The sequence below is a fragment of the Paractinoplanes ovalisporus genome, from assembly GCF_016834655.1.
GTDB classification, from domain to species: domain Bacteria; phylum Actinomycetota; class Actinomycetes; order Mycobacteriales; family Micromonosporaceae; genus Actinoplanes; species Actinoplanes ovalisporus.
On the sequence record NZ_JAENHP010000005.1, the window covers coordinates 1 to 13667 of the forward strand.

General features: G+C 70.5%; 5 protein-coding genes and 1 pseudogene. 4 read left to right on the top strand and 2 right to left on the bottom strand.

The window, feature by feature from the left end:
* Positions 1-418 precede the first annotated feature (418 nt).
* Positions 419-610 (bottom strand): hypothetical protein, encoded by a 192-nt coding sequence (locus tag JIG36_RS17935; RefSeq protein WP_203377482.1) that lies wholly within the window; start codon positions 608-610, stop codon positions 419-421.
* A gap of 314 nt (positions 611-924) precedes the next feature.
* Here JIG36_RS17935 and icmA point away from each other — a divergent pair, with 314 nt between their 5' ends.
* The 3 genes and pseudogenes from icmA to JIG36_RS17950 form a co-directional block, all read left to right on the top strand.
* A complete protein-coding gene (gene icmA / locus JIG36_RS17940; RefSeq protein ID WP_203377483.1) occupies positions 925-2598 on the top strand; it encodes a coenzyme B12-dependent isobutyryl-CoA mutase large subunit in 1674 nt (557 codons plus the stop codon).
* 141 nt (positions 2599-2739) lie between these two features.
* Entirely contained in the window at positions 2740-3687 is a 948-nt protein-coding gene (locus JIG36_RS17945; protein ID WP_203377484.1) for a tetratricopeptide repeat protein, read from the top strand.
* 15 nt (positions 3688-3702) lie between these two features.
* Positions 3703-4833: pseudogene (locus JIG36_RS17950) on the top strand (arginase family protein); the annotation flags it as partial.
* Positions 4834-6509: 1676 nt separating this feature from the next.
* On the opposite strand, the gene JIG36_RS17955 reads toward JIG36_RS17950, so the two are convergent.
* Positions 6510-8438, bottom strand: a complete 1929-nt coding sequence (locus JIG36_RS17955) for a penicillin-binding transpeptidase domain-containing protein (protein ID WP_203377485.1) — start codon at positions 8436-8438, stop codon at positions 6510-6512.
* Between the two features lie 210 nt (positions 8439-8648).
* Here JIG36_RS17955 and JIG36_RS17960 point away from each other — a divergent pair, with 210 nt between their 5' ends.
* Positions 8649-13580 carry an NAD-glutamate dehydrogenase gene (locus JIG36_RS17960; protein ID WP_203377486.1) on the top strand — a complete coding sequence of 1644 codons (4932 nt, stop codon included), beginning with the start codon at positions 8649-8651 and terminating at the stop codon, positions 13578-13580.
* Positions 13581-13667 lie beyond the last annotated feature (87 nt).

Sequence of the window (13667 nt, forward strand, 5' to 3'; positions counted from 1 at the left end):
TGAGGGGCGGCAGTGACCGTGGCCACGACGCCGCGCGCCTGGCAAGCCGCGCAACCAGGTACGGACCGTGAGGGGCGGCAGTGACCGTGGCCACGACGCCGCGCGCCTGGCAAGCCGCGCAACCAGGTACGGACCGTGAGGGGCGGCAGTGACCGTGGCCACGACGCCGCGCGCCTGGCAAGCCGCGCAACCAGGCACGCACGGCGAGGGGCGGCAGTGACCGCAACCACGACGCCGCGCGCCTGGCAACCAGGCACGCACCGCAAGGGCGGCAGTGACCCGTGACCGCGACGCCGCGCGCCTGGCGAGCCGCGCAGCCGGCAAGCACCACCGCAGGCAGCGGCAGTCACCGATACCAGCGACGCCGCACGCCTGGCGGGCCGTCCGCCGTCCTGTCCTGTCGCCGCGGAAAGCGTTTTCAAGCGACCCCGACCGGTCCCAGTCGGCCGAAGCTGCGCATCCAGGCCAGCAGGGCCGCGTATCCCGCGGCGTCGGCGGGGAGCTGATCGGTGCCCAGTACCCGGCCGACCTGGTCGATCACGGCGGCGGTGTGGGTGTCGACGCCACCAGCGACGTCGAACGCGGAGATCTCGGGTGTAATGCAAGCCATCGTCCGGTCGTTTCCGGCTGTAGGGGCAGGGCGGCACGCGCCAGCCGGGCAACGCGGACACGACAGACTTGGGGCCTCTGGCCAGGCTCCTATGAAGTCACACGCCACGACCGGTGAATGCGACGAGCACCTCCGGACCAGGGCCGACAGATCCCATCCAGGACCCGAAGTAAGCGGGCGGGCGGGTCGAACCCACGACCGGTGGTGCTCACCAAACATCCTCCATGCGGGTGGGGGTTTGGGATGGCCGTACGGGCGATCTTGGCGAGGATTGGCCTTAGCGATCGTTCAGGTTTCGCTCTAGGATGGCGGGCATGGACTCTGCCGAGATCGCTGCGGGACGGGAGCGCTGGCAACGGCGCTATGACGCCGCTCGCAAGCGGGACGCCGACTTCACGACGCTCTCCGGTGCGACGGTCGAACCGGTCTATGGGCCGCCCGCCGGGGTGGACTGGCCGGGGTTCGACCGCATCGGGTGGCCGGGGGAATTTCCGTACACGCGGGGGCTCTATCCGACCGGATATCGCGGGCGCACCTGGACCATTCGCCAGTTCTCGGGCTTCGGCAACGCGCGGCAGACCAACGAGCGCTACAAGATGCTTCTGGCCGCCGGTGGGGGTGGGCTGAGCGTCGCGTTCGACATGCCGACGCTGATGGGGCGTGACTCCGACGACCCGCAGTCGCTGGGTGAGGTCGGGCACTGCGGGGTCGCGATCGACTCGGCGGCCGACATGGACGTGCTCTTCGACGGCATCGACCTCGAGAAGACCACGACCAGCATGACGATCTCGGGGCCGGCTGTGCCGGTCTTCGTGATGTATCTGGTGGCGGCCGAGCGGCAAGGCGCCGACCTGCACAAGCTGGACGGCACGCTGCAGACCGACATCTTCAAGGAGTACATCGCGCAGAAGGAGTGGCTGTTCCAGCCCGAGCCGCATCTGCGCCTGATCGGCGACCTCATGGAGTACTGCGCTCGGGAGATCCCGAAGTACAAGCCGCTGTCGGTCAGCGGCTACCACATCCGCGAGGCCGGCTCGACCGCCGCGCAGGAACTGGCGTACACGCTGGCCGACGGCTTCGGCTATGTCGAGCTGGGGCTGTCGCGGGGGCTCGACGTCAACCAGTTCGCGCCGGGGCTCAGCTTCTTCTTCGACGCCCACGTCGACTTCTTCGAAGAGATCGCCAAGTTCCGGGCCGCGCGTCGCATCTGGGCCCGCCATCTGCGCGACGACTACGGTGCGACCAGCGAGAAGGCGTTGTGGCTGAAGTTCCACACGCAGACGGCGGGGGTTTCGCTCACCGCGCAGCAGCCGGTCAACAACGTCGTCCGTACGGCGGTGGAAGCGCTCGCCGCCGTGCTGGGTGGCACCAATTCGCTGCACACCAACGCGCTCGACGAGACGCTGGCATTGCCCACTGACGAGTCGGCCGAGATCGCCCTGCGGACGCAGCAGGTGATCATGGAAGAGACCGGTGTGGTCAACGTGGCCGACCCGCTCGGCGGCTCCTGGTATCTGGAAGAGCTGACCGACCGGATCGAGGCCGAGGCGGAAGAGATCTTCGCCCGCATCCGGGAACTGGGCGACGACGGCAGCATCACCGCGGGCATTCTGCGCGGCATCGAGGACGGCTGGTTCACGGCCCACATCGCCGAGGCGGCGTTCGCCTATCAGCAGGCCGTCGAGAAAGGCGACAAGCGGACGGTCGGGGTCAACGTGCACACCGCCACGGTCGCCAAGGAGCTCGAGATCCTGCGGGTGTCCCACGAGGTCGAGATCGAGCAGAACCGCGCGCTCGGGTCACGGCGGTCAGAGCGTGATCCCGTACGGGTAAAGGCCTCTCTCGACCGCATGGTGGAAGTGGCCCGCACGGGGGAGAACATGATCCCGGCCATGCTCGAGGCGGCGCGCGCCGAGGCGACCCTGGGGGAGATCTGCGGGGTGCTGAAGGACGAGTGGGGCATCTACCGGGAGCCGGCGCGGTTCTAGATCGAATCGGACAAAAGCCTCGCCGGTCGGGCGGATCTTGCGTAACCGTCCGGCAGGGCCGAGGATCGGCGGAAACACGCTCCTGTGACGTCCGATATCGGCGCGGCGGAGCGCCTTGTCTGCGTGCGAGACTAGGTAACCATGAGCGACCCACGGACCACTCCGTCGATCTTCACCCGCGGCGCGGTCGATCTCAGCGCGCTGCGCGCCCCGGCCCCCGCGCCGGCGAAGAATCCCGCGCCCGCCGAGGGTGCCCCGCGCACGGCCGACGACGGCCCGTCCGGCACCATCCCGGGCGGCCTGCCCGGCGGCCTGGCCCCCGAGACGATCATCGACGTCACCGAGGCCAACTTCCAGAGCACCGTGCTCGAGCGGTCCCTGAGCACCCCGGTCGTCCTCGACTTCTGGGCCGACTGGTGCGAGCCCTGCAAGCAGCTGTCGCCGATCCTCGAGCGGCTGGCCCACGCGGGCGGCGGCTCCTGGGTGCTCGGCAAGGTCGATGTGGACGCCAACCCCCGCCTCGCCCAGGCGCTGCGGGTGCAGGGCATCCCGATGGTGGTCGCGGTCGTCAACGGCCAGCTCGTCGAGGGCTTCACCGGGGTGCTGCCCGAGGCTCAGGTCAAGCAGTACATCGACGCGGTGCTCAAGGCCGGCGGCGTCTCCGTCGAGGCCCCGGCCGACCCGCGGCTCGACGCGGCCGACGACGCTCTCATGGGTGGCGACCTCGACGAGGCCGAGGCGGCCTACCGCAAGATCCTGGCCGAGCACCCGGCCGACGCGGCCGCCGAGTCGGGACTGGCCCAGGTCGAGCTCTACCGCCGCATCACCGGAGCCGACCCGGCGACCGCCGTGGCCAAGGCCGACGCGTCGCCCGACGACATCGACGCTCAACGGCTCGCCGCCGACATCGAGGTGCTGAGCGGGGAGGCGGACAAGGCCTACGCTCGGCTCGTCGCGCTCGTCAGGCGCACCTCCGGGGACGACCGTGACGCCGTACGCAAGCACCTGCTCTCGCTGTTCAGCGTGGCCGGCCCCGACGATCCCGCGGTGGCCGGCGCCCGACGGGCCCTGGCCAGCGCCCTCTTCTAGCCAGGGAGCCGCTCCGTGCGCCGCATCGCCGTCCTTGACGCACCGTCCAATCTCGGTCTGCGCCCGCCGACCGCGACATCGGTGCCGGGCTGCGCCAAGGCGCCCGGAGCGCTCCGCGACCACGGTCTGATCAGCAAGCTCAACGCCCGTGACGCCGGCTGCCTGACCCCGCCCCGCTACGACGCGGGCGACTGGCGGCCGGGCGACGGGGTGGCCCACGCGCAGCAGATCGCGACGTATTCGCGCCGGCTCGCCGACCGCATCGGGGCGATCCTCGACGCGGGCGAGTTCCCGGTGGTCCTCGGCGGCGACTGCTCGATCGTGCTCGGCTCCGGCCTGGCCATGCACCGGCTCGGCGAGTCGGTGGGCGGGCGCATCGGCCTGATCTTCGTCGACGGCCACTCCGACTTCCGGCACCCCGGCAACGCCTCCTATGTGGGTGCGGCCGCCGGGGAAGACCTCGCCCTGGTGACCGGCCGCGGCCAGGCCGACCTGGCCGCGATCGAGGGCCGGCGGCCATATTTCCGCGACGTCGACGTCGTGGTGATGGGCATCCGCGCCCAGGACGAATACCGCCTCGACCTGCAGGCCGCGGGCATCGTGACCCGCCCGGTGCCGGCGCTGCGCGTCGAGGGCGCCGCGCGCAGCGCCCAGTGGGCCCGCGACCAGCTGGTCGACTGCGCGGGCTACTGGGTGCACATCGACGTCGACGTCCTCGACCCCGCGGTGATGCCGGCCGTCGACGCCCCTTCGCCCGGGGGGATAGCCTTTCCCGAGCTCGAGATTCTGCTGGCCGGGCTCGTCGAGTCGCCGCACTGCCTGGGCGTCGAGATCACCGTCTTCGACCCCGACTACGACCCCGACGGCACGTACGCGGCCGAGATCGTCAGCGCCGTCACCGCCGGCCTGGCCAACGCCCACACGGTGACCCCACGCCCCGACCTGATCGCGGCCCGCGCCGACCTGAACGCCCCCGCCGCTTCCGACGTCGCCGTCTCCGATCCTGATGGCGCCGTGCCGGGCCGGTTGGGGCCGACGCCGCCCGTGTTCGACCGGGCGGCCCAGGATTCCGTCGCCGGCGCCGTAGAAGCGGGCCGGCTGCGCCCGGCGGGCTCAGACGATGCCGACACCGACATGGCGCGGCCCGGGCGACTGGGGCCGGGTGCTGGTCATCCCGATGACGATGCTGACTCTGACGTGGCACGGCCGGGACGACTTGGTCCAGGCCTTGGCCGGGCGGCCGATGATGCTGATTCTGATGTGGCGCGGTCGGGGCGGTTGGGTTCGGGCCTTGGCTGGGCGGCGGACGATGCTGATTCTGATGTGGCTCGGTCGGGGCGGTTGGGTTCGGGCCTTGGCTGGGCGGCGGATGACGCTGATTCTGATGTGGCTCGGCCGGGGCGGTTGGGCTCGGGCCTTGGTCGGGCGGCGGATGATGCTGATTCTGATGTGGCTCGGTCGGGGCGGTTGGGCTCGGGTTTTGGTCGGGCGGCGGATGACGCTGACTCTGATGTGGCTCGGCCGGGACGACTTGGTTCGGGCTTCGGCCGGGCGGATGCGCTGCTTGCGGGCCTGAACCGGGGTGGTCTCGACCGGGGTGGTCTCGACCGCGACGAGTCTGGTGTGGCCGGTGTGATCCGGCCGCGGTCCGGGCCGCCGCGAGTCGGGCGGGACGAATCGTTGATAGCCGGTCTCAATCGTGCTGGGCTGCGACCCGGCGGGTTGCGGCGTCCGGCCGCCTCCGCCTCCGTGGACGACGAGCACGAGCGTGAGCAGCGCCGGGCCTCCGCAGCGGCCGAGAGCGTGCCGTTGGCCGCGGCCGGAATGTCGGAGGGGCTTCCCGAGGCGCCCGAGGAGGTGGCCGTCCCCGCTTCGACCCTGATGGGGGTCGAGGAGGCGGACGAGTTCACGTCCGAGGGTTCGGAGGCCTCCGCGCCGGAGAACGCGTCCGAGGAAGCGGCCGACGCCGAGTCAGGTTCGGCCGAGCCGACGGACCACTGGGCCGCCGGCAGCGACCCGATTGACGACAACACCCCGGCCAACAGCAGCGAGTCAGCACACGGCGAATCGGCCGAAGAAGCCGCCGGGAACGAAGCGGTCGCCAGTGATGCGTTGGACGACGACAGCGGGCCGGTCGTCAGTGGCGAGCTGGGCGACGACGGCGGGCCGGTCGTGAGCGGTGAACTGGGCGACGATGGCGGGCCAGTTGTCAGTGGCGAGCTGGATGACGATGGCTGGCCGGTTGTAAGCGATGAGCTGGGCGACGACAACGGGCCGGTTGTCAGTGGCGAGCTGGATGACGACGGCGGGCCGGTTGTCAGTGGCGAGCTGGGCGACGACGGCGGGCCGCAGGCCGGCGACGAGCTGGACGGCAATGACGGGCCGCTCGGTAGCGGCGAACTGGAGGGCGACCCCGAGCTGGACAGCGGCGAACCGGGCGACAAAGCCGGCGCTGCCGAGGAGGCCGCGCGACGGCTCGTGCCCCGGCCTCTCGGTCAGGCGCCGCTTCTCGACTCCGAGCCGCTGCCCGCGACCCGCCCCGGCATGCTGCGTCCGCGCACTCCGGAGGACGAGCCGTTCTCGCTGCCGGCTCAGCGCCCCGCTTTCGACCTCGGCACGGGCACCCCAGCCGACATCGCCTGAGCAACAAGCCGGCCAACGCCTGCGCCACCCAGCAGTCCAGCGCCTCTGGCTGGACTCACTCTCCCCGAAGAACCCCTGCGCCCACGATTGTGGCGCCATCGGGCGATCTCCGGGAGGCGGCTGCCCGGCCGCTGTGGACAACTCTGGACTGTGGATAACGGCCGGGCCGGTTGGACGGGCTACTTGGCCAGGTTGCGGAGGAAGGTCTCGACGATCGGGACGGCGGCCTCCGAGCCGGCCCCGCCCTTCTGGACCATCACCGCGAACGCCACGTCGCCCTGCCAGCCGATGAACCACGAGTGCGTGTCTTCCGTGCCCTCGGCGAACTCGGCCGTGCCGGTCTTGCCATAGACCGCGCCGCCCGGGGTGTCGCGCAGGGCCGTCCCGGTGCCGGCCGTGACCACCTCGCGCATCATCTTGCGCAACGCCGTCACCGACGCCGGGTCGAGGGCGGCGCCGTCGGCCGCGGGGGCGGCGGGGGCCGGTTCGAGCACCAGCGCCGGCTGCTTGAACTGGCCGCGTGCGATCGCCGCGGTCGCGCCGGCCATGGCCAGCGGGCTGACCGCGGTCGCACCCTGTCCGAAGGCGGCCGCGGCCAGTTCGGTCGGGCTGTCGGCGGGGGAGAGCTTGCCGCTGAACGCGTCGACGCCCAGGTCCCACTTGCCGCCCAGGCCCAGCGCCTCGGAGGCCGCCTTCAGCCCGTCGGCGCCCAGCTTGGGGGCCAGGCCCACGAACGCCGTGTTGCACGACTTGGCGAAGTCGACGTGGAACGGCACGTTGCCCAGCGCCTCGTCGTGGGAGTTCTTGAACGAGCGCCCGCTCACGACCGCGTTCTTGGGGCAGGCCACGGTGGTGTCGGCCGTCGCCACCTTCTTCTGCAGGATCCCGTAGGCCGAGACCGCCTTGAACGTCGAGCCGGGCGCCACCTGCCCGGTCAGCGCCGTGTTGACCGTGCCGCCGTCGGGGCCGTTGGCCACCGCGAGCACCGAGCCGTCGCTCACCTTGATCGCGACGAGGGAACTGGGCTGCTTCTGAGTGGACAGCGCCTGATCGGCCGCGACCTGGGTGCGTACGTCAATCGTGGTCCTGACCGGTTTGCCGGCCGCCGGATCGGTGGTGAAGAGAGCCCGGGGAGCGTCCCCTTCGGTGTCGGTGCCGCCGCTGATCGCCACCGACACCCCGGCCGTGCCGCGCAGCTGGGTGTCGTACTTCTGCTGGAGCCCGCCGTGACCCACCGTGTCGCCCTGGACGAGCGTCTGCGGGTTCTTCTCGATGTCTTCGGCGGTCGCGGCGTCGACCGTGCCGAGCAGTGCGCGGGCGAAGACCCTGGTCGGCGCGAGGTCGCGATCTTCCTTGATGAAGACCGTGCCGTTCAGCGCCCGCAGCCCGGGCCGGATCTTGGTGTAGTCGGGTTCGCGCAGCGTGATGAGGTCGACGAAGGCGCCCGGGTCAGCGTTCTTGATGCGGTCGCCGAGGTTGGCCGTGTCGACTGTGACGCCGATCTTCTTGAACTCGGCGGCCAGCCCGGTGCGCAGGGCGGCCAGGTCGGTGACCCGCTGCGGCTCGACCCCGATCATGACGACCGGGCGCGGGGTGACGATGGGTTTGCCGGCGGCGTCGAGGATGCTCGCGCGGTCGGCCTTCAGACGCGCCACCTGGAACTTGTCGCCGCTGGTGAGGTCGCTGTGCAGGACCGTCGGTTCCCACACCACCCGCCAGCCGTCGCTGTTCTGCTTGGTCAGTCGCAGGGTGCTTTCGTACGACCACTTGACGTCGCCCGGCAGCGTCCAGTCGAGCTTGAGCGTGCTGGTCGCGTTGTCGCCGGTGGTCTTCGGTTCGCCCGCGGCGGTGACCGTGAGCGGCTGCTTGGCCAGGTCGCCGGAGACCGCCTTGATCTGTTCGAGCACGGTCGGCGCCGCGATCTTGCCACCGTCGGCGCCGACGAATCCCACCTTGCTCAGGTCGCCGGAGCGCCACCCGGCCACGAAGTCGTCGAGGGTTCCCTCGGGGCCGTCCTTCGAGCACCCGGCCAGCCCGCCCGCCACCAGTGCCAAGGTGACGGCGGCCCCGACCGCGCGGCGTACGGAAAGGTACGGACCGCTGTGCATGGGAACCCCTTTCGCCGGGTATCGCCCTGATCGTTGGTGACGGTAGTGAACCGATGCACGTTCCGCTGACCCCCCTCCGGTGAGATAGGTCAAATCTCCCGCCCATCGGACCGTTCGCACCGCGCCCGTCCAAGGGCCCGGCGGGGGGCTTTAGGCTGTCCTTCGACACGTTCGAACCCACAGTGTCGTGGGTGAGGGGAGCACCAGGCCATGGCTGTCGCCGACGAGGCAGCGACTGAATCCGATGCCGAACACGATCTCATCGCCGGACCGGGCCTGGCCCTGACCGGCCGACTCGGCGCCAGCGCCGAAGAGGGCGAGCTGGACGAGACGTTGCCCAACGGGGAACGACTCATCGCCCAGGCAGTGGAGGTGGCCGGCGACGACCATGCCACCGCCTCCCTGGTGGGACGATATTGGCGGTTCGCGCCGGACGAAGAGCTGGTGGGGCTCACCCCGCAGGAGATGTACGACGCCGCGATCAGCCACCGTGAGCTGGCCGCGACGCGCCTCCCGGGTGAGCTGAAACTCGCGATCACGCCGCCGGGCGGGTCGCAATGCCACACGATCCTCCAGGTCGTCACCGACGACATGCCGTTCCTGGTCGACTCGGTGATCGCCCTGCTCTCGGCCCACCAGCAACAGGTGCATCTGCTGGTGCACCCGTTGATCGTGGTGCGCCGCGAGCCGCTGGGCGCGCTCGACGAGCTGTGCGCCGACGTCGAGCCCGACGACGCGATCGACGGCGATCTGGTGGAGAGCTGGATCCGCATCGAGATCGACCCGGTCCGCAACACCGAGGCCCGTGACCAGCTGCTCAACGAGGTGCGGCGGGTCTTGACCGACGTCCGGGACGCGGTCGAGGACTGGCAGAAGATGCGGCAGCGGGCGGTGGTGATCGCCGACGAGCTGGCCGCCGCGCGGGGCTCCGACCGCAAGCTGCCGGTGCCCGACAAGGACGTCACCGACTCGATCGAGCTGCTCAAGTGGCTGGCCCACGACCACTTCACGTTCCTCGGCTACCGCGAGTACCACCTGGACGGCGACGAGCTGAACGCCGTTGAAGGCACCGGCCTGGGCATCCTGCGCGGCGACAGCAAGCCGCGCAAGCTCTCCACGATGGCCGACGAGGCGTTCCAGCGGGCCCTCGAGAAGCGCCTGCTGGTGATCACGAAGGCGAACTCGCGGGCCACCGTGCACCGCTCGGCCTACCTCGACTACATCGGCGTCAAGGTCTTCGACGAGGCCGGAGAGGTGATCGGCGAGCGCCGGTTCCTGGGCCTGTTCTCGTCGTCGGCCTACCGCACCAGCGTGCGTGAACTGCCGGTGGTCAAGCGCAAGGTCCGCGAGGTGCTCGACCGCTCCGGCCTGTCGCCGCGCGGCCACTCCGGCAAGGACCTCGTGCAGATACTGGAGACGTATCCGCGCGACGAGCTCTTCCAGATCAAGACCGATGACCTGTACGAGGCGGTGATCGGTGTCCTGCGCATGGCCGGACGCCGGCAGTTGCGCCTGTTCCTGCGGCGCGACGGCTACGGCCGCTTCATCTCGTGCCTGATCTATCTGCCGCGCGACCGGTTCACCACCGGCAACCGGCTGCGCATGCAGGAGATCCTGCTCCGCGAGCTGAACGGTGTGGGCGTCGACTACACGACCCGGGTGACCGAGCGGATGCTGGCCCGGGTGCACTTCATCGTGCGTACGGACCCGGCCGACCCGCCCGGCCAGACCGACCCCAACACGCTGGCCGAGATGCTGGCCGACGCCACCCGCATGTGGGACGACGACTTCTCGCTGGTGCTCGAGCGCAAGCTGGGCGAAGAAGCGGCGCGCGACCTCTTCTCGCGCTACGCCACGGCCTACCCCGAGAGCTACAAGGACGGTCATACCCCGTACGAGGGAATGCAGGATCTCGCCAAACTCGAGCTGCTGGAGGAGGAGGGGCAGCTCGAGATGCACCTCTACCGCAAGCGGCGACCGGGCCGCGACGGCGCGCTGGAGGCCGACGACCACGACATCCGGTTCAAGGTCTACCGCTACGGCGAACCGATGATGCTCTCGGCCGTGCTGCCGGTGCTGCACTCGCTCGGTGTCCAGGTGGTCGACGAGCGCCCGTACGAGATCCGGCGCACCGACGGCACGATCTACCTCTACGACTTCGGACTGACCCCGCCGGCCGCGCACCGTGAGCTGGCCGAGGTGCGTCCGCAGGTCGAGAACGCGTTCGCGGCCGCCTGGCGGGGCGAGGCCGAGGTCGACGGATTCAACGAGCTGGTGCTGCGGGCCGGGCTCACCTGGCGGCAGGTGGTGGTGCTGCGGGCATACGCGAAATATCAGCGCCAGGCCGGGTCGGTGTTCTCGCAGCGCTATCTGGAGTCGACGTTCATCGCCTACCCCGAGATCGCGCGCCTGCTCGTCCGGCTGTTCGAGACCCGTTTCTCGCCCCGGCTCGAGGCCGGCGAGGCCCAGCGTGGCCGGCTGGCCGACGAACTGGTCGAGCGGATCACCTCGCTGCTCGACGACGTGGAGAGCCTCGATCAGGACCGGATCCTGCGCTCGTATCTGACGCTCATCCAGGCCACGCTGCGCACGAGCTTCTTCCAGCGGGGTGCCGACGGGCGGCCCAAGTCGTACGTGGCCTTCAAGCTCGACCCGCAGGCCATTCCCGACCTGCCGCAGCCCCGGCCCAAGTACGAGATCTTCGTGTACTCGCCGCGCTTCGAGGGTGTGCACCTGCGGTTCGGCGCCGTGGCCCGCGGTGGCCTGCGCTGGTCGGACCGCCGGGAAGACTTCCGTACGGAGGTGCTGGGCCTGGTCAAGGCGCAGATGGTGAAGAACGCGGTGATCGTGCCGGTCGGCGCCAAGGGCGGCTTCGTGCTCAAGCAGAAGCCGGGCGACCGCGACGAGGCGGTGGAGTGCTACAAGCGGTTCATCACGGCTCTGCTCGACGTCACCGACAACATCCTCAGCGGCAAGATCATCCCGCCCCGGGACGTGGTTCGCCACGACGGCGACGACCCCTATCTGGTGGTGGCGGCCGACAAGGGCACGGCCACGTTCAGCGACATCGCCAACGAGATCTCGGTGTCGAAGGAGTTCTGGCTGGGCGACGCGTTCGCCAGCGGCGGCTCGGCCGGCTACGACCACAAGAAGATGGGCATCACGGCCCGGGGCGCGTGGGAGTCGGTCAAGAAGCACTTCCGCGACCTCGGCGTCGACACCCAGCGGGAAGACTTCACGGTGGTCGGGGTCGGCGACATGTCGGGCGACGTGTTCGGCAACGGGATGCTGCTCAGCGAGCACATCCGGCTGGTGGCCGCGTTCGACCACCGGCACATCTTCCTCGACCCGTCCCCCGACGCGGCGAGCTCGCACGCCGAGCGGCAGCGGCTGTTCGACCTGCCGCGCTCGTCGTGGGACGACTACGACCGCTCGCTGCTCTCGGCCGGCGGGGGGATCTATCCCCGTACGGCGAAATCGATCCCCGTCTCACCCGAGGTGCGCGCGGCTCTGGACCTCGGCGACGCGGCCACCATCAGCCCGGTCGAGCTGATGCGGGCCATCCTGCGCGCGCCGGTCGACCTGCTGTGGAACGGCGGCATCGGCACCTACGTCAAGGCGGTCACCGAGACGCACTCCGACGTGGGTGACAAGACCAACGACGCGATCCGGATCAACGGCGGCGATCTGCGCGTACGGGTCGTCGGCGAAGGTGGCAACCTGGGGCTCACCCAGCGCGGGCGCATCGAGTTCGCGCGGGCGGGCGGGCGCATCTACACCGACTTCATCGACAACACGGCCGGCGTGGACTGCTCCGACCACGAGGTCAACATCAAGATCCTGCTGGGCGGCGCGGTGACGGACGGGGAGATGACCCTGCCCGAGCGCGACGACCTGCTGGCCCAGATGACCGACGAGGTGGCCGCGCTCGTCCTGCGCGACAACTACGAGCAGGCGACCGCCCTGGGCAACGCACGGGCGCAGGCCCACTCGCTGCTGCCGGTGCACCAGCGGATGCTCAACGACCTCGAGGCGAGCGGCCAGCTCAACCGCGAGCTGGAGGCGCTGCCGACCGACGCCGAGCTGGCCGCCCGCGACGACGCCGGTGAGGGGCTGACGGCTCCGGAGTTCGCGGTGCTGCTGGCGTACGTGAAGATCAGCCTCGAACGGGAGGTGCTGGCCGACGAGATCGTGGACGAGGCGTGGACGAACAACGTGCTGTCCCGCTACTTTCCGACCCCGTTGCGCGAGCGGTGCGCGGGCCGGATGGCGGGTCACCGGCTGCGCCGCGAGATCATCGCGACCGTCCTGGTCAACGAGGTGGTCAACCGCGGCGGCACGTCGTTCGTCTATCGGGCGATGGAGGAGAGCGGGGCCTCGGCGGCCGACGTGATCCGGGCGTTCACGGTGGTGCGGGAGGCGTACGGGCTGGCCGGCATCTGGGCCGAGGCCGAGGCGCTGGACAACCAGGTGCCGACCGAGGCGCAGACGCTGGTCTTCCTGGAGTCACGGCGGCTGCTCGACCGGGCCGTGCGCTGGCTGGTGAGCACGCGCCGCTCGCCGATCGACGTGGCCGGCGAGATCGCCAAGCTGGGCGCCGGCGTGCAGTCGCTGCTGCCGCAGATGCCGTCGGTGCTGCTCGGCATCGAACGACGCTCGATGGACGAGCACATCGCCACGCTGGTCGACAAGGGCGTGCCGATGGACCTGGCCGAGCGGGTGACCTGGTGCAACTACGGTTTCGGCCTGCTCGACATCCTCGAGACCGGCGCCGGCACCGGAAAGCCGCCGGTCGAGGTGGCCGGGATCTACTTCGCCCTGTCCGAGCGCTTCCACATCGACCAGCTGCTGTCCCACATCTCGCGCCTGCCGCGGGGTGACCGCTGGCAGACGCTGGCCCGCATGGCGTTGCGCTACGACCTGTACGCGGCCCTGGCCGCCCTGACGGCCCAGGTCCTGCAGTCGACGTCGTCGGAGGAGACGGCCGACGAGCGCATCTCCGAGTGGGAGCGCGTGAACGCCGCCTCGATCGCCCGGGCGTCCAACGCCATGGGCAACGTCGCCGACACGCCCGCCGAGCTGGCGGCCCTGTCGGTCCTGCTCCGCCAGATCCGCACCCTGGTCAAGACGTCCGCGTCCTGACGTCGCCGTTCTCGTGAAGGGGTCGCCCTCGGGCGGCCCCTTCGCCGTGTGAGGCGGGTCCCTTCCGGCTACAGGTACCCCCAAGGG

What these genes read in the sequence shown, in the direction of transcription:
- JIG36_RS17955 (WP_203377485.1), bottom strand. Translation starts at nt 8,438, where the DNA reads ATGCACAGCGGTCCGTACCTTTCCGTACGCCGCGCGGTCGGGGCCGCC.
- JIG36_RS17945 (WP_203377484.1), top strand. Translation starts at nt 2,740, where the DNA reads ATGAGCGACCCACGGACCACTCCGTCGATCTTCACCCGCGGCGCGGTC.
- icmA (WP_203377483.1), top strand. Translation starts at nt 925, where the DNA reads ATGGACTCTGCCGAGATCGCTGCGGGACGGGAGCGCTGGCAACGGCGC.
- JIG36_RS17960 (WP_203377486.1), top strand. Translation starts at nt 8,649, where the DNA reads ATGGCTGTCGCCGACGAGGCAGCGACTGAATCCGATGCCGAACACGAT.
- JIG36_RS17935 (WP_203377482.1), bottom strand. Translation starts at nt 610, where the DNA reads ATGGCTTGCATTACACCCGAGATCTCCGCGTTCGACGTCGCTGGTGGC.